Annotated in this window: 14 protein-coding genes; 8 read left to right on the top strand and 6 right to left on the bottom strand. The window is 67.8% G+C overall.

From position 1 onward, the window contains the following. Nucleotides 1-21: 21 nt before the first annotated feature. Nucleotides 22-1,833 (bottom strand): malto-oligosyltrehalose trehalohydrolase, encoded by a 1,812-nt coding sequence (treZ, locus tag ACT7B3_RS13385; RefSeq protein ID WP_445158271.1) that lies wholly within the window; start codon nt 1,831-1,833, stop codon nt 22-24. Further along, on the bottom strand, nt 1,830-3,419 hold the full coding sequence (gene glgA / locus ACT7B3_RS13380) for a glycogen synthase GlgA (protein WP_445158270.1): 1,590 nt from the start codon (nt 3,417-3,419) through the stop codon (nt 1,830-1,832). The genes treZ and glgA overlap by 4 nt, the downstream gene beginning before the upstream one ends. 636 nt (nt 3,420-4,055) lie before the next feature. On the opposite strand from glgA, the gene ACT7B3_RS13375 reads away from it, so the two are divergent. The 8 genes from ACT7B3_RS13375 to ACT7B3_RS13340 all read left to right on the top strand — a co-directional run bounded on the left by ACT7B3_RS13375 (nt 4,056) and on the right by ACT7B3_RS13340 (nt 13,113). Continuing rightward, entirely contained in the window at nt 4,056-5,057 is a 1,002-nt protein-coding gene (locus ACT7B3_RS13375; RefSeq protein WP_445158269.1) for an SDR family oxidoreductase, read from the top strand. Nucleotides 5,058-5,105: 48 nt separating this feature from the next. Next, nucleotides 5,106-6,500: a hypothetical protein gene (locus ACT7B3_RS13370; protein ID WP_445158268.1), complete on the top strand. Its 1,395-nt coding sequence runs from the start codon at nt 5,106-5,108 to the stop codon at nt 6,498-6,500. A gap of 177 nt (nt 6,501-6,677) precedes the next feature. Further along, a complete protein-coding gene (locus ACT7B3_RS13365; RefSeq protein WP_445158267.1) occupies nt 6,678-8,165 on the top strand; it encodes an NfeD family protein in 1,488 nt (495 codons plus the stop codon). Nucleotides 8,166-8,214: 49 nt separating this feature from the next. After that, nucleotides 8,215-9,024, top strand: a complete 810-nt coding sequence (locus ACT7B3_RS13360; protein WP_444677019.1) for a slipin family protein — start codon at nt 8,215-8,217, stop codon at nt 9,022-9,024. A gap of 62 nt (nt 9,025-9,086) precedes the next feature. Beyond that, nucleotides 9,087-9,995, top strand: a complete 909-nt coding sequence (locus tag ACT7B3_RS13355) for a DMT family transporter (protein ID WP_445158266.1) — start codon at nt 9,087-9,089, stop codon at nt 9,993-9,995. 329 nt (nt 9,996-10,324) lie between these two features. Further along, nucleotides 10,325-11,815 carry a SulP family inorganic anion transporter gene (locus ACT7B3_RS13350; protein WP_444677021.1) on the top strand — a complete coding sequence of 497 codons (1,491 nt, stop codon included), beginning with the start codon at nt 10,325-10,327 and terminating at the stop codon, nt 11,813-11,815. Nucleotides 11,816-11,831: 16 nt separating this feature from the next. Next, a complete protein-coding gene (locus ACT7B3_RS13345; RefSeq protein WP_444677022.1) occupies nt 11,832-12,686 on the top strand; it encodes a universal stress protein in 855 nt (284 codons plus the stop codon). A 52-nt stretch (nt 12,687-12,738) separates the two neighbouring features. After that, nucleotides 12,739-13,113, top strand: coding sequence for a RidA family protein (locus ACT7B3_RS13340; protein WP_445158265.1), 375 nt, complete (start codon nt 12,739-12,741; stop codon nt 13,111-13,113). A gap of 11 nt (nt 13,114-13,124) precedes the next feature. Here the strand turns inward: ACT7B3_RS13340 and ACT7B3_RS13335 are convergent, their stop codons facing one another. The 4 genes from ACT7B3_RS13335 to ACT7B3_RS13320 all read right to left on the bottom strand — a co-directional run bounded on the left by ACT7B3_RS13335 (nt 13,125) and on the right by ACT7B3_RS13320 (nt 17,200). Beyond that, nucleotides 13,125-14,648 (bottom strand): PhnE/PtxC family ABC transporter permease, encoded by a 1,524-nt coding sequence (locus tag ACT7B3_RS13335; protein ID WP_445158264.1) that lies wholly within the window; start codon nt 14,646-14,648, stop codon nt 13,125-13,127. After that, nucleotides 14,645-15,409, bottom strand: a complete 765-nt coding sequence (locus ACT7B3_RS13330; protein ID WP_445158263.1) for an ATP-binding cassette domain-containing protein — start codon at nt 15,407-15,409, stop codon at nt 14,645-14,647. The genes ACT7B3_RS13335 and ACT7B3_RS13330 overlap by 4 nt, the downstream gene beginning before the upstream one ends. Then, complete coding sequence (locus ACT7B3_RS13325) at nt 15,409-16,266, bottom strand: putative selenate ABC transporter substrate-binding protein (RefSeq protein ID WP_445158262.1); 858 nt, start codon at nt 16,264-16,266, stop codon at nt 15,409-15,411. The genes ACT7B3_RS13330 and ACT7B3_RS13325 overlap by 1 nt, the downstream gene beginning before the upstream one ends. A gap of 70 nt (nt 16,267-16,336) precedes the next feature. Then, on the bottom strand, nt 16,337-17,200 hold the full coding sequence (locus ACT7B3_RS13320) for a MurR/RpiR family transcriptional regulator (RefSeq protein ID WP_445158261.1): 864 nt from the start codon (nt 17,198-17,200) through the stop codon (nt 16,337-16,339). Between the last annotated feature and the right edge of the window lie 61 nt (nt 17,201-17,261).

Below are 17,261 nucleotides of genomic sequence, written 5' to 3'. Positions count from 1 at the left end.
TCGCTCAGCTCCCTGTGTCGATTATCCGCTCAGCGTTTCCGCCCCCGGGTTGGTGTGAAGCCAGGCGGCGGCGCTGCGCGCCGCCAGGCGCCCACTCTCTGCGGCCACCGCCACGCCGACGCGGGTCTCGTGTAGACAGCGCCCCACGCCCAGGGCGGGCGTGGCGGCAGCGTCATCGCCGAGGTTGACGGCGATCACCAGCTGGGTGTCGTCGCCCATGCACCAGCGGGCGATCACGGTGCGCTCCGCCAGGGCCTCGGCGCCCAGCGCCCGGGCGCCGTCGAGGCGCGGCATGATCTCACCGTGGCGGATCGCCAGCAGCCGCTGCACGAACGCCAGCCAGTCGCGGTGGGCCTGGGCGTCGGCTTCGGCCGGGTCGAGGCGCGAGGCCTCGAAGGTGGCCGCGGCGTTGGGGTCGGGTATGGCCTCGCGCCGAGCGGGGTCCTGAAAGTCGCTGAAGTCGGCGAACTCGGCGCGCCGGCCTTCGCGCACCGCCTCGGCCAGCGCGTCGCGGTGGTCGGTGAAGAATAGGAACGGCCGCTGGCTGGCCCACTCCTCGCCCATGAACAGCAGCGGCACCATGGGCGAGAGCAGCAACAGCAGGGTGGCGGCCTGCAGGGTCTCGGCCGGGCATAGTCGGGTCAGCCGCTCGCCGAGGGCGCGGTTGCCGGTCTGGTCGTGGTTCTGCAGGAAGTTGACGAAGGCGGTGGGCGGCAGGTGCGCGCTGGGCATGCCGCGCGGCTCGCCGCGGCGGGTGGCCTCGCCCTGGTAGATGAAGCCCTCGCCGAGGCAGCGCACCAGCTTGTCCATGGGGGCCTCGGCGAAGTCGGCGTAGTAGCCCTCGCGTTCGCCGGTGAGCAGCACATGCATGACGTTGTGCCAGTCGTCGTTCCACTGGGCGGTGTAGAGGCCGTTTTCCAGCAGGCCGGCATCGTTGTGCTCGTTCTCGAGGATCAGGTGCACGTGGCGGCGGGAGCCGAGGCGCGAGCGCACCGTCTGGGCCAGGGCGACGAGGAAGTCGCGCTCGCCGATAGCGTGCACGGCGTCGAGGCGCAGGCCGTCGAAGCGGTACTCCTCGAGCCACATCAGCGCGTTGTCGATGAAGTAGCGGCGCACCATGGGCTGGCGGAAGTCGATGGCCGGCCCCCAGGGGGTGGCCTGGTCGGCGCGGAAGAAGGGCTCGGCGTAGAGGCCGAGGTAGTTGCCGTCCGGGCCGAAGTGGTTGTAGACCACGTCGAGAAAGACCATCAGCCCGTGGCCGTGGGCCTCGTCGACCAGCGCCTTGAGCGCCTCGGGCTCGCCGTAGGCATTGGCTACGGCATAGGGCAGCACGCCGTCATAGCCCCAGTTGCGCGAGCCGGGAAACTCCGCCACTGGCATCAGTTCGATGGCGGTGATGCCGAGCGCGGCCAGCCGCGGCAGCTGGCGGCGCAGTTCCTCCAGGCCGCCCAGTGCCCCCAGGTGCAGCTCGTAGAGCACCGTCTCGTGCCACGGGCGACCCGTCCAGTCGGGGTGGCGCCAGGCGTAGCGCTCGGCGTCGATGACCCGGCTTGGCCCCTCGATGCCGCCCGCCTGGCTGCGGGCGGCGGGGTCGGGCACGGCGAGGCCGTCGGGCTCGCCGGCGGTGAACACGCGGTAGCGGTAGCAGGCGCCGTGCCCACAGGGTGCCTCGGCGACGAAGCGGCCTTCGCCCTGGTCCGCCATCGTCTGGGGGGGCAGGCCTTCGACCTCCAGCGTCACGCGCTCGGCGCTCGGCGCCCAGAGCGCGAAGCGCGTGCGGTCAGGGGTAATGACGTGCGCACCCAGGCCGTGAGCATTCGTCGCTGCGCTCATGGCCCACCCTGGACGGCGCGGTCGACGGCCTCGCACACCTGGCTGTAGAGCTGGCTATAGGGGGCGATCGACTGCCGCCAGTGATAGCGCCCCACCATGGCCGCCCGCCGCATGGCATGGAACAGCGCCTTCGACTGGTATACGGCGAAGGCCTGCTGGATGGCACGCATGTAGCTGGCCTGGGTCATCTCGTCGAACAGGAAGCCGGTGACGCCATCCTCGATGGTGTCGGCCAGCCCGCCGGTGCGGTGGGCGATCGGCAGCGAGCCAAAGCGCTGGGCGTACATCTGGCTCAGACCGCAGGGCTCGAAGCGTGACGGCATCAAGAGGAAGTCGCTGCCGGCGAAGATGCAGCGCGCCTCGTACTCGTCATAGCCGATGAAGACGCCGACCGCGCCGGGGAAGCGCTCCGCCAGCTCGGTGAGCGCGGCTTCGACCTGGGGGTCGCCGCTGCCGATGCACACCAACTGCCCCCCGGCCCAGACGATGGACGCCGCCGCCTCTAGGGTCAGGTCGATGCCCTTCTGGTGCACCAGCCGCGACACGATGGCGAACAGCGGCCCCTGGCCGGGCGCCAGGCCGAAGCGCTTGCGCACGTGGTCGGCGTTGGCGCGCTTGCCGCGCCAGTCGTTGGCGGAGAAGGCCTGCACCAGATGGGCGTCGGTGCGCGGGTCCCAGGAGTCGTCGATGCCGTTGGGAATACCGCTGAGCTTGCCCTGCTCGGCCTTGCAGGCGAGCAGTCCTTCGAGGCCGCAGCCGTATTCAGGGGTGGTGATCTCGCGGGCATAGGTGGCGCTGACGGTGGTGACATGGGTGGCATGTACGATGCCGGCCTTCATGAAGGAGAGCTTGCCGTAGTACTCGACGTCTTCGATGTGGAAGGCGTCGGCGGGGATGCCGAGGCGTGCCAGGCAGTCGTGGTCGAACAGCCCCTGGTAGGCGAGATTGTGAATGGTGAAGATGGTGGGGACGTCCTCTCCGCGCCAATGCAGATAGGCCGGGGCCAGGCCGCAGGTCCAGTCGTTGAGATGCATCAGGTCGGGCTGCCACGCCAGGCCGGCCCGCCCGGTGGCAATCTCGGCCGCGGCCAGCGACAGCCGGGCGAAGCGGATGTCGTTGTCCTCCCAGCCGTCGCCGCCGCCGGTGGAGTAGGCAGCGTGACCGTTGCCATAGGGCGTGCCTTCCCGTTCGTAGAGCTCGGGGCACAGCAGCACGTAGATGACGAGGCCGTCTTCGCAGGTCAGCTCGCCGATATCGCAGGCCGGAATGGCGGCATGCGTGGGCAGGTGGCCGACCCGGCGCAGGGCATGGCCCGCGTCGAGGATCTGCGGATAGCCGGGGATCAGCACGCGCACGTCGTGGTGGGCCGCCAGCGCACGCGGCAGGGCGGAGGAGACGTCGCCCAGCCCGCCGGCCTTGACGAAATCGGCCATTTCCGGGGTGACGAAGAGGACGCGACGGCCGGAAGGCGGTGCGCCGGGGCGTGTCTTGCCACTGTCCGCGCGGCGGGAGACGTCACGCGGCCGGATACGACTGAATGGTTCAATGACATCAGGCTCCGCACCGCCTGATGTGTCCCATCTCACACGGGTGCTCGTGTCGATACCACGCAAAGCTACATTGCCCATGCCTGACCTCCCTGGATGTCATGGTCAACGGTGTCAAGCGAAGTGCCTGGACAACACCTGCCCGACGCCGTGCTTTCCTAAGCCTTCGGCAACCCTGCCCGCAGCTCTGCTTCTGGAAAGTACTTTTGCAGTTATAGACGATGGATCATATGAAAGCGAACCGATGAACATGCATAACCTGTGTTATGAAAAGAGGGAATATGGAAAATATTATTTTCCAGCCATTTTTTACGAAATGCTGTCGAATATTGCCGAGGAAGAGCTGTTTAAAATGAATTTAATAGGCGGCTAAAATTTGTCGATATGCCTTGTGTTTGCTACATCTTTGGTCAGTGAATGATTGGCGTGAAGTCTTTTTTTTGCAGGGGAATTGATTTTAATTTAGGTTTCAATAATTGGAAATAAAAAACAGCGTATCCGTTACATTGTGAATGAAAAAAGAGGAAAGCCTGTATTGAGCATGGAGGGAATGAGCGGCTGAAAGTGGAATTTAAGACGCTGAAGTTTTGATAAAGAAAGTGACATAAAGAGGCAATTCGATACGAAGCGAAGGATAAGCATGAACCAGCCATCCATGGAACAAGGAGGAGTGACATGAGCCGAAACCTGAAGGACAAGGTCGTGGTAATCACCGGGGCTTCCAGCGGCATTGGCAGGGCCGCCGCGCATGCCTTTGCCCGTGCCGGCGCTTCGCTGGTGCTGGCGGCACGGCGAGAGGGCGCGCTGCAGGAGGCGCTGGCCGAGTGCGAACGCCTGGGCGGCCGGGGCATCGTGGTGCCCACCGACGTCTGCGACGCCGACCAGGTCGAACGTCTTTGCGAGCGTGCCGTGGCACAGTTCGGGCGGGTCGACGTCTGGGTGAACAACGCCGCGGTCACGCTGTTCGGTCGCCTGGAAGAGACGCCGCGCGAAGCCTTCGAGAAGGTCATCCAGACCAACCTGATCGGCTACGTCAACGGGGCCAGGGCGGCCATACGCCAGTTCCGCGAGCAGGGGCAGGGGCGGCTGATCCAGGTCGCCTCCATGGTGGCGCATGCCGGCCAGCCCTTCACCAGCGCCTACGTGGCCTCGAAGTGGGCCATCCGTGGCCTCTCGGAGTGCCTGCGCATGGAGCTGGCCGACGCGCTGCACATTCATGTCTCTACCCTGCTGCCAGCCTCCATCGATACGCCGCTGTTCCAGAACGGCGCCAACTACGTGGGACATCCGGCCAAGGCGATGACGCCCGTCTACCCGCCCGAGCAGGTGGCGGCGGCGATCGTGCAGGCCGCCCGGCACCCCGCGCGCGAATGCTTCGTCGGCAACGCCGGGCGCATGATGGCCGCCCTGCGCACTCTGGCGCCGCCGCTGGGCGAGAAGCTGATGGAGCGCAAGGTCAACAGCGACCATTTCGCCCAGGGCCTGCCCGTCGAGCCGAACCCGGGCAACCTGTTCGAATCGCAAGGCCGGGGCAGCGTGCGCGGCGGCTGGATCGAGCGCGAGCACGGCCACGACCACGACCACACTTCGGCACTGCCCCTCGGGGGGCTGCTGGCTGGGCTGGCGGTGGCGCTTCCCCTGGCCTGCTATGCGTATCACAAGCAGCGTGGTGCCTAGCGCGGCACGCTTCCTGCCGATCAATGGACTGAGACGAAGGAGCCTCTCATGCGACCGAGTTCCCCCTCTTATATCGCCGATTTCGATTCCGCCACTGGCATGCTGCGCGCCACCTCCAATTACCTGCATGGCAAGGACTACCCCGCGCTGGGCAAGGGGCACGCCATGGGCTGGGTGGTGCAGGCGGCCAACTGGTTGCCGCAGTCGGCCCGCGAGCAGGTCTATGCCATCGGCGGCGTGACGGAAGGGCACGCGCCGAACAAGCTGCACCAGGTCGATGCCGAGAAGGTGGCGGAGTGGATCACCGCGCGCTATCCCCTGCGCCGCTACCAGGCCGTCATGGTCGGCTCGGCCAGCGGCGCCCTGACCCATCTCTCGGCGGCCTTCGACATCCCGTGGCTGCCGCAGACTTTCTTCGTGCCGGTGCGCCACCTCTCGGGCGACAACGACGACCCGGTGGATGCCATGGAGTTCGGGCGCCGCTACGGCCCGCTGCTGCTCGAGGCCAACCCGGAGCTGCAGCTGCACCACATGCATGACGGCAACCAGGACCGCCTGATGGTGGAGTACATGGATTACTTCCGGGTCAAGCGGCGGACGCTGGGCAAGGCCTACGAGCGCTTCCTCGAGGAGACGCTCGAGCCCGGCGGCACCATCATTGTGACCGAGTGCCAGCGCAAGTGGCCGACGACCCGCATCGGCGAGCGCCACGTGTTCCAGCACGGCGCGCTGGGCGGCGCCACCGAGGAGGAGTTCCTGCATGGCAGCGAGCGGGTCGAGGAGTACCTGGAACGCTACGATTCGTCGGTGCGGCGCTGGCCTTCGCCCGAGCCCGACGGCGAGAGCCCCGAGGCGGAGTGGGGCTTCGAGGAAGCGCTGCGCGAGGACATCCTGCGCTTCGCCGCCCGGCGCGGCTACAAGGTCAAGCGGCTGCTTTTTACCGAGCCCGACGACCTAAGCCCGCTGGTGGCCGACTTCTACCGCGACTGGTATCGCCGGCGCGGCATGAAGGGCAACCGCCTGCTGGTCGAGTCCTTCATCATGCTCGAGCCCTACTGGGCGCTGCGCACCGGCTCGGTGCCGTTCTGGATGAAGTTCAACATGGACCCCTCGGTGGACACCATCGAGCGCTACCTCGACTCCCACGAGGCCTACGACGAGATCAACCTGATGCTGTTCAACAACGGCGTCGAGGCGGTGGGCTTCCCGCAGATCGAACGCTGGAAGCAGGTGCTGGCACGGGCAAGCCGCCAGGGCCAGTTCATCGGCGTCAGCGAGGAGCTCCACCCGCGCGACTTCGGCTCGCTCGGGCGCTATTACATCGAGACCAAGCAAAAGATCAAGGCGCGTTACCCGCTGCCGGGGCCGCTGCCGCTGCAGCGGCTGTGGGATTTCATGGCGCAGCATGGCGAGCGCTACGCGGTGGAGCTGCGCGACGCCTGACCGAGGGCTCGCCGGCGTCACTGTCGTCGCAGGCTGTTAGCCGGCCTGGGGCGACAGCCGGCCTGTCCTGACCGGCATCGGCGGGCCAGGCCTGCTAACCTGATTTAAGGAGAAACTGAACCACCACAAACAGGGTCCCAACAGCATATCCCTATCACGACGTGAGGTAAGTCTGTCATGAGCGTGCGCCGTGTCGCCTGGCTTCACCGTCTTGTGCTGTGGTTCGCCTTCCTGTGCCTGGTGATTGGCGGGGGTCTGCTGGCCTGGCAGACCCAGGCCCAGCAGAACGAGCGCATCGCCCTGGTGATGACGGTGGACGGCGCCATCGGCCCCGCCACCGGCGACTATTTCGAGCGCGGGCTGCGCCAGGCCGAGGCACGCGACGCCGAGATCGTGGTAGTGCAGATGGACACGCCGGGCGGGCTCGATGCCTCCATGCGCAGCATGATCCGCGCCATGCTCTCTTCCACGGTGCCGGTGGCGATCTACGTCTCGCCCGGCGGGGCGCGCGCCGCCAGCGCCGGCACCTACCTGCTCTATGCCAGCCATGTCGCCGCCATGGCGCCTTCCACCCACCTGGGCTCCGCCACGCCGGTACAGATGGGAGGCGGCGGCTTTCCCGGCATGGAGGAGCGCGACGGCGAAGACGATGCCCGAGCCGAAGAGGGCGGCGCCGGCGCGGATGACGAGGCCGGGCGGGAGGCCGATGGCGAAGGGGCCAACGACGAGGCGGCGGACACCGAAGGCGCCGTTCCCGCCGATACGCGCCGCCGCGGCGAAACCGCCATGGAGCGCAAGGTGCTGGAAGACGCCGTCTACTACATTCGCGGCCTGGCCGAACGCCACGGACGCAACGCCGACTGGGCCGAGGAGGCGGTGCGCGAAGCGGTCAACCTGACCGCGCGCGAGGCGCTCGAACGCAACGTGATCGACGTGGTGGCCAGCGACATCGAGGACCTGCTGGCGCAGGTCGACGGCCGTGAGGTGGTCATGGAGCGCGGCACGCGCACCCTGGTCACCGCCGAGCTCGCCCTCGAGCGCTTCGATCCCGACTGGCGCACCCAGTTCCTGCAGGTGATCACCAACCCCAACGTGGCCTATTTCCTGATGATCATCGGCTTCTACGGGCTGATCTTCGAGCTTTCCAGCCCCGGCAGCCTGGTGCCGGGCACCATCGGTGTCATCTCGCTCCTGCTGGCGCTGTTCGCCTTCCAGCTGCTGCCGATCAACTACGCCGGGCTGGCGCTGATCCTGGTCGGCCTGGGGCTGATCGTGGGCGAGGCGCTGATGCCGAGCTTCGGGATATTGGGCATGGGCGGTGTCGTCGCCTTCGTGATCGGCTCGGTGATGCTGATGGATGCCGACAACCTCACGGTGTCGCTGCCGATGATCGGCGGCATCGCGCTGCTCTCGGCCGGGCTGATGCTGTGGGTCATCACCCGCCTGGTGCGCCTGCGCCGGCGGCCGGCGCGAAGCGGCATGGAACACCTCATCGGCAGCCAGGCCGTGGTGCTCGAGGACTTCCCCCTGCGCGGGCACGTGCGCCTGGGCGGCGAGCGCTGGAATGCCCGCAGCCCGGTCGCCCTGCGCCGTGGGCAAACGGTGCGGGTGGCCGCGGTCGAGGGCCTCACCCTGGTGGTCGAACCCGAACGGCCGGCGCCCTGAAGGCGCCCAACGAAGCGCAACATATCGACGTCACTCAAGGAGTCCGCTCATGATACTTCCCTACCTGGTACCGCTCATCCTGCTGTTCATGCTGGTCGCCGCCTCGATCCGCATCCTGCCGGAATACAAGCGCGGCGTGATCTTCTTTCTCGGCCGCTTCCAGGCGGTGAAGGGGCCCGGGCTGATCCTGGTGATCCCCGGCATCCAGCAGATGAGCGTGGTCGACCTGCGCGTCATCACCATGGACGTGCCGGAGCAGGACGTCATCTCCCAGGACAACGTCACCGTGAAGGTCAACGCGGTGCTCTACTTCCGCGTGGTCGACCCCGAGAAGGCGATCATCCAGGTGGAAAACTTCACCGTGGCCACCAGCCAGCTGGCCCAGACCACGCTGCGTTCGGTGCTGGGCAAGCACGACCTCGACGAGATGCTCTCCGAGCGCGACAAGCTCAACGACGACATCCAGGAGATCATCGACGCCCAGACCGAAGACTGGGGCATCAAGGTGGCCAACGTCGAGATCAAGCATGTGGACCTCAACGAGACCATGATTCGCGCCATCGCCCGCCAGGCCGAGGCCGAGCGCGAGCGCCGGGCCAAGGTGATCCACGCCGAGGGCGAGCTGCAGGCGTCGCAAAAGCTGGTCGAGGCGGCCAACGTCATGGCCGAGAACTCCGCGGCGCTGCAGCTGCGCTACCTGCAGACCATGAGCGACATGAGCAACAAGAACGCCTCGACCATCATCTTCCCGCTGCCGATGGACATCATGGAGGCGTTCCGCCACCTGAAGGCCTCGCCTGCCGCCCAGGCCAGAAGCGACGGCAATGCCGCGAAAGAGCCGCCGACGCCAGACGCCTGAACGGATGCCGCGGCGGCGCCGCCGTGGCATGCTGAGGCGACCTGACGCACAGCGAGGTCGCCTTGATCCACTCTCTTTCGCACCGCCAGCAGGGGCTGCTGCTTACCGGCGGCGGTGCGCTGATCATTTCCCCCGACGCCCTGCTGATCAAGCTGATCGGCCTGCCCGACGGCGAGATCCTGCTGTGGCGGGGCCTGCTGACGGCGCTGGGCTTCATTGCCATCATGCTGGCCCGCCACGGTGCCGGTACCCTTGCGGCCTACCGCCGCTGCGGCTGGACCGGCATCGGCGTGGCGCTGCTGTTCAGCCTTTCCACCTTCGGCTTCGTGCTCGGCAATCAGTACACCAAGGGCGGCAACGTGCTGATGATCCTGGCCGGGGCGCCGCTGATCGCTGCCTTGCTGTCGCGGCTGTTTCTCGGCGAGCGGCTGGCGCGCCACACCTGGCTTGCGATCTGGCTGTGCCTGGCGGGCACCTCGCTGATCGTGCTCGACGATGCCGGCTCGGGCTCGTGGGTCGGCAACGGCTTCGCCCTGCTGGCGGCGACGGCCCTGGCGGCCAACTTCACCCTCTGCCGTACCCGGCCCGGGGTGGACATGAGCCCCATGCTCACGCTGTCCGGGCTGATCGTGGCGGCCACGGTGGGGCTGTTCGGCCTGGCCGGCGGCGGCATTGCCCTGCCACCCGCCGACAGCCTGCTGCTGCTGGTCCTGCTGTGCCTGGTGCTGCTGCCGCTGGGCTTCTCCCTGATCCAGCGCGGGCCGCTCTACCTGCCTGCCGCCGAGGTGGGGCTGCTGATGCTGCTGGAAGTGGTGGTGGGCACGCTGTGGGTGTGGTGGATCCTGGCCGAACGCCCGGCGCCGGTTGCCCTGCTGGGCGGTGCCCTGGTGCTCGGCACGCTGCTGGCCAAGGGGCTCTACGAGCGTCGCCTCGAGCTGCGCCTGCGGGCCCGGCGTGCAGGGCAGCAGTGAAACTGATAGAATCCGCCGCTCATTGCGGAACGCCGCCATCGCGCCAGGCGACCCGACTGACCTGACCTTGGACCCAACGTCACGTGCTGATTCCTCTTGCCGGGCTGGCCACGCCGCCCTAGCGCTACCCCCTCCTCGGTGATGCCGTTGCCGGCACGCCAGTGCTCGCCATCTCGATGATGTAGCGGGCTGCTTGTCCGTCTGTCGCCAACTTCACCATCTCGTTCGCCACAGCCGCGTCTCCCCGACGCCGGTACGCGTGCGGCTTACTCCATGACGCGCCTCGGGCCATGGCCTGCAGGCAGAACCCCCACCCACTGGACCCGAGAATGTTCCGATCCATCAAGCAAGAGTGGTTCTCCAATCTCAAGGGCGACACCCTCGCCGGCATCGTGGTCGCGCTGGCCCTGATTCCCGAGGCAATCGCCTTCTCCATCATCGCCGGCGTCGACCCCAAGGTCGGCCTCTACGCCTCCTTCTGCATCGCCGTGATCATCGCCTTCACCGGTGGTCGCCCGGGCATGATCTCGGCCGCCACCGGCGCCATGGCGCTGCTGATGGTCACCCTGGTGCGCGAGCACGGCCTCGAGTACCTGCTGGCCGCCACCCTGCTCACCGGGGTACTGCAGATCGTCGCCGGCTACCTCAGGCTGGCGGAGCTGATGCGCTTCGTCTCGCGCTCGGTGGTCACCGGCTTCGTCAATGCCCTGGCGATCCTGATCTTCATGGCCCAGCTGCCCGAGCTCACCGGGGTGACCTGGCACGTCTACGCCATGACCGTGGCCGGCCTGGCGATCATCTATCTCTTTCCCTACGTGCCCAGGGTCGGCAAGACGATTCCCTCGCCGCTGGTGTGCATCGTGGTGCTCACCGCGGTCTATCTCCTCAGCGGCATGGAGATCCGCAGCGTGGGCGACATGGGCGAACTGCCCGATACCCTGCCGGTGTTCCTGTGGCCCGACGTGCCGCTCAACCTAGAGACGCTGTGGATCATCCTGCCCTACGCGGTGATGCTCGCCGTGGTGGGCCTGCTGGAGTCGATGATGACCGCCACCATCGTCGACGACCTGACCGACACGCCGAGCGACAAGAACCGCGAGTGCAAGGGGCAGGGCATCGCCAACATCGGCTCCGGCCTGCTGGGCGGCATGGCCGGCTGCGCGATGATCGGCCAGTCGGTGATCAACGTGAAGTCGGGCGGGCGCGGGCGGCTCTCCACGCTGGTGGCCGGCGTGGTGCTGCTGGTGATGGTGGTGTTCCTTTCCGACTGGGTGTCGCAGATTCCCATGGCCGCGCTGGTGGCGGTGATGATCATGGTCTCCATCGGCACCTTCAGCTGGGCCTCGATCCGCGACCTGAAAAAGCATCCGCTGAGCACCAACATCGTCATGCTGGCTACCGTGGCGGTGACCGTGGGCACCCACAACCTGGCGATCGGCGTGTTCGTCGGTGTGCTGCTGGCGGCGATGTTCTTCGCCAACAAGGTGGGCAATATTCTCTATATCGGTTCCGAAGAGGCCGACGACGGCAGCCGTCGCATCTACCGCGTGGTGGGCCAGGTGTTCTTCGCCTCCTCCGAGCGCTTCGGCAGCGCCTTCGACTTCAAGGAGACCGTGGCGAGGGTCACCATCGACCTCTCCCGCGCCCACTTCTGGGACATCACCGCCGTGCAGGCCCTGGACCGCGTGGTGATCAAGTTCCGCCGCGAGGGTACCGAGGTGGCGCTGATCGGCCTCAACGAGGCCAGCGCCACCATCGTCGACCGCCATGCCATCCATGATGATCCAGCCGCTGTCGAGAAGCTCATGGGCGGACACTAAGATCGAGGAGCTAGACATGACCGAACAGGTAATGGCCGCCATCGACGGCTCGCAGTTCTCCACCGGGGTGTGCGACTACGCCGCCTGGGCCAGCCTGGCGCTCGGTGCGCCGCTGACCTTCCTGCACGTGGTGGACAACCACCCCCAGACCGCCGAGGCGGATCTCTCCGGCCATATTGGCCTGGGCTCCCGTGAGCACCTGCTTGAAGAACTCTCTCAGCTTGAAGAAAGGCGCGCCAAGGTGGCCCAGGAGCAGGGTCGGCTGCTGCTCAAGGCCGCCTGCGAGCGTGCCGCCGACGGTGGCCTGGCGATGCCTGCCATGCGCCAGCGTAACGGCACCCTGGTGGAAACCCTTGACGAGCTGCAGGGCGAGATACGCCTGCTGGTGATCGGCAAGCGCGGCGAAACCGCCCACCAGGCCAGCGAGCACCTGGGCTCCAACCTGGAGCGGGTGGTGCGCACCCTGCACCGTCCGATCCTGATGGTGCCGGAAGCCTTCACCCGCCCGCAGCGGGTGATGCTGGCCTTCGACGGTAGCAAGACCACCCGCAAGGGCGTGGAGATGCTGGCCCGAAGCCCGTTGTTCAACGGCATTCCCGTACATGTGGTGATTGTTGGTGCCGAGACCGGCGACAATCGCTCGCTGCTCGACTGGGCGCTGGCCATGCTGCGTGACGCCGGCCACGAGGCCGAAGGCGCGATCTGCGCCGGCGAGGTGGAGGAGACCCTGCGCGCCTATAAGGAAGCGCACGGCATCGACCTGCTGGTGATGGGTGCCTATGGCCACTCGCGCATTCGTCACCTGCTGGTAGGCAGCACCACCACCGCCATGCTACGCCGGGCCAGCGTACCGGTGCTGCTGCTACGCTAGCCGTGCGGCGCCTGGCACGACACTTTTTCACCAACGACCTGAGGAGCAAGCCATGACCATCGTTCGTCATGACACCAAGGCACGCATGAGCCGCGCCGTCATCCACGGCGGCATCGCCTATCTGTGCGGCCAGGTGGCCGGCCCCGAGGCGCGCCACGGCGATATCACCGAGCAGACCGCAAGCATGCTGGCGCGGGTCGATGCACTGCTGGCCGAGATCGGCTCCGACCGCGAGCACCTGCTGACGGCCACCATCTATCTCAAGGACGGTCATGACTTCGCCGCCATGAACGCGGTGTGGGACGCCTGGGTACCCACCGGCCATGCCCCGGCGCGCACCTGCGTCTGTGCGCCGATGCCCGCCGACGAGCTCAAGGTGGAGATCACCGTCACGGCGGCGGTTGTCGGCGGCGACTACAGCTATTGAGCAGCGCCTGCCTATCTCACACAAGGGTCGTCGAGGGGCGCCTCTCGCGGCCGCAGCCGTCGCGAGAGGGCGTCCACGGCGATGTTGAGCGCGGCGGTGATCAGCAGCAGGAAGAAGGCCACGTCGAACATCAGGTAGTCGAAGCCCTCTTCGATATAGAACCCCAGCGTGGCCACCCCCAGCATGCCCAGTATCGCCGTTTCGCGCAGGATCACCTCGGCGCGGTAGTAGAGCAGCGCCAGCAGCCCCGGATAGACCCGCGGCAGCAGCTCGTAGGCCAGCCGCCCGCTGGCCGGCAGGCCCGGCATGCCGGGGGTGATGGCATCGGCGTGGCGTGCCACCAGAAAGGCGATCAGGGCGCCGTTGTGCAGCGCCAGGGCCAGCCAGGCGGGCAGCAGCGAGGGGCCGAGCAGCAGCAGGAAGACGAACGCCAGCATCAGCTCCGGCGTCGAGCGCAGGAAGATCAGCACGCCGTGCCCGGCCAGGCGGGTGGCACGGTTGCCGAAATGGCGGCTGGCCAGCGGCCACAGCACGAGCGCTACCAGTAGCGCCCCCACGCTGCCGAGCAGCCCCAGCAGCAGGGTATTGCCGATGGCCGGGCCCAGCGCCGGTACCCGCGCCAGCCACTCGAACAGCCCCGCCCAGTCGCCGACCAGCAGCGCCGCCGGCCAGATATCCTCGGAGACGAAGCGCCACAGCAGCGCGCCGTCCACGCTGGGCCACGGCCCCAGCAGCCAGACGCCCCCCACCAGCAGCAGCGGGATCAGCCGCTTGTGGCCCCACCACGGCAGGCTGGCGATCAGCAGGTAGAACAGCCACAGCAGCGCGCCCGCCTCGTGGTAGCGCCCTTCGCGGAATGCGGTCTCCAGGTGGAAGCCCAGCGTGGGCAGGCCGACGAAGCCGAGCAGCACGCTGGCGCGCAGGCCGCACTCGAAGCGATAGCGGGTATAGGCGGCGAGCTGAGACCAGGCCAGCGGCAGCTCGGCGTAGACGAAGCGTGCCAGCCGTCCGCTGCCGGGTGGCAGGGCGTCGCGCGGTGCGCGCGGCGTCTGCTCGAGGATCTCGGCGTAGACCTTGGCGAAGATGCCGGCATAGGGAATCGCCAGCGCCGCCAGGGCGGTGAGCGCCGAGAGGCCGAACACCTGCAGGAACAGCAGCGCCCAGAACAGCTCGTGAATGGCACGCACGAAGGCGCAGGCGGCGCGCACCAGGCGCGAGCGGGCGAACAGCAGCGCCAGGGGAAAGCCCAGCACCACGCCGGCCAGGGTGCCCCACAAGGCCACCGCCACGGTCAGGCCCAGGGCCGCCAAGGGCGATTCCAGCGCGCCCCAGGCGGGCCAGGCCAGCCCGGCGGCCATGCGTCCGAGTTCGCCCCAGGGGTCGCGGGTGTGGATGGCCAGGTCGGCGAAGGGCACCAGCAGCACGGCAAGCGCCACCAGGCCCAGGCTATGGCGGGCCAGGCGCAGGCCGGGGGAGCCGCCGCGCCACCAGCTGCGTGCCGAGGGGGGACGGCTGTCGACCAGGGCGTCGCTCATGGCCGCCCTCGGGCGCAGGGCAGCGCCTCGGGGCTCGGCATGGCGGCGTCGCTGCCATCGGGCGGCGGGCGACGGTTCGGCTCCGCGGCATCGGGATAGAGCGCATCGAGCTCGGCCAGGGTCAGCGCATCGGCACGGGCGTCGATCGCCAGGCGGCCGTCGCGCAGCCCCCACACCCGGTCGAAGTGGGAGAGTGCCAGCTCGCGCTGGTGCAGCGCCACCACCGAGGTGGTGTGGCGGGAGTCGATCAGGTCCAGCAGCCGCAGCGCCTGGTGGGGGTCGACGCTGGCCACCGGCTCGTCACCCAGGAACAGCGGGCGGGCCTGATACAGGGCGCGGGCGATGGCCACCCGCTGGCGCTGGCCGCCGGAAAGCTCGCCCACCGGACGGCGCATCAGGCCGGCCAGGCCCAGTTCGTCGCACAGCGCGGCCACCTCTCGCCACGGTCCGCGCAGCGGGCGCACCAGGTTCCACAGGTTGGCCAGCGCCGAGTGTTCCGGCAGGCGTCCCATGAAGACGTTGTGATAGACGGCGAGCTGCGGCACCAGGCCGTGATGCTGGGGGCACCAGGCGGCCTGGCGCCCCAGCCGGGCGCGCAGCTCGCCGAGCAGCGTCGACTTGCCGGCGCCGCTCTGGCCGAGCAGGGCGACCCGCTCGCCTTCGTGCAGGGCAAGGGTCAGGCGCGGCAGCACGACATGCGCGCCGTGACCGAGGTCCTCGCCCTCGAAGCGGATCAGCAGACGACGTTGCTCGCCCACCATCAGCGCAGCAGGCCGAGCGCTTCGGCCACCTCCTCGATGGGCGCATAGAGCTCGTTGTCGGCGGCAATGAACGCCTCACGGGGGAAGGAGGCGAGCAGCTCCGGGTCGTCCATCTCGAGGAAGGCGGCCCGTACCTTCTCGGTGAAGCCTTCGCCGAAGCGCTCGTCGGCGTCGCCGCGCAGGGTCCAGTTGTAGTCGGGGTAGGGCGGCGTGGCCCAGATCACCCGGACCCGATCGGTATCGACCCGGCCATCCTCGACGGCGGCTTCCCACACGGTGTAGTTGACCGCACCGATGTCGTAGGTGCCGGCTTCGACCAGCGCGATGGTGCGCGAGTGATCGCCGGAGTAACCGACGCGGGAGAAGAAGCGCGCCGGGGCGACGTCGTCGAAACGCTCGCGGAAGAAGTGCTCCGGCATCAGGCGCCCGGAGGTCGAAGTGCGCGAGCCGAAGGTCAGACGCATGCCTTCCAGCGCGTCGGGCAGCTCGTCGGCACGCGCGAGACCGGTGGATGCGTGAGCGATGAAGTAGCTCATGAAGGCATCGTCCTCGCTGCCCTGAGCCAGCGCCTGGGAGCCCGGGACCAGACGCCTGGCCTGCACGCCGGAAAGGCCGCCGAACCAGGCCAGCTGGACCTGGTCGTTACGGAATGCGGTGACCGCGGCGCTGTAGGACTTCACCGGCACGTACTCCACCTCGACCCCGAGGCGCTGCTCGAGGTAGTCGGCCACCTTGCCGAAGCGCTCGACCAGACGCGCCTGGTCCTCGTCGGGAATGGCGGTGAAGCGGAAGGTCTCGGCGGCGGCACCCTGCGCGAACAGGGCGAAGGCGAGGGCGGTCAGGGCGATACGGCGCATGTCGCTCATCTCTGGGAAAAGTGAGGCGCTATTGTTGTGCTGCAGCGTCGGGCTGGCAACCCCGGCGCGGCTAGTCCTGGCGCCCCGCCGGGTAGCGGGTCTCCAGCAGGCTGTCCTTGATCTTCTTCAGGTGGGGTAGGAAGTCCTCGCCGCGGCGCAGGGTCACGCCGGTGGCCAGCACGTCGATCAGGGTGAGCTGGATCATGCGCGAGGTCATCGGCATGTAGACGTCGGTGTCCTCGGGGGTAGCCACTTCCAGGGTTTCGGTGCACTCGCGGGCCAGCGGCGAGCCGGGTGCCGTAAGCCCCAGCACCACCGCGCCGTTGTCGCGGGCCAGGCGTGCGATGTCGACCAGCTCGCGGGTGCGGCCGGTCCAGGAGATCACCACCACCACGTCGCCGGTATGGCAGGCCGAGGCCACCATGCGCTGCATCAGCACGTCAACGTAGGAGGTGACCGGCAGGTTGAAGCGGAAAAACTTGTGGTGGGCATCCTGGGCCACCGCCCCGGAGGCGCCGAGGCCGAAGAAGTGGATCTGCTTGGCCTGGATCAGGTAGTCGACGACCCGCTCGATGCGCGCCGGATCGATCTCGCGGCTGGCCTCGTCGAGGGCGGCGATGGTGGCGCCGAAGATCTTCTGGGTGTAGTCCACCGCCTGGTCGCCGGGCTCCACGGACTGACTCACGTAGGGCGTGCCCCCGGCCAGGCTCTGGGCTAGCTTGATCTTGAAATCGGGGTATCCCTTGGCCTCGAAGCTGCGGCAGAAGCGGTTCACCGTGGGCTCGCTGACCGAGGCCGCCTGGGCCAGGCTGGCGATGCTCAGCCCGGTGGCGCGCGCTGGGTCGGCCAGGATGACGTCTGCTACCTTGCGCTCGGAGCGGTTGAGCTCATCCAGGCGTTGGCGAATGCGCTGTAGCAGGTCGTGAGTGGCCATGAGGGGGGAAGGTCTCCAAATCGTTGATGTCGTGATTTAACAACATTAGCGGAACATATTA

Source organism: Halomonas sp. E14 (assembly GCF_052568415.1).
Note: the sequence above shows the minus strand (reverse complement) of the source record. Positions and strands in the feature narration are given on the sequence as shown.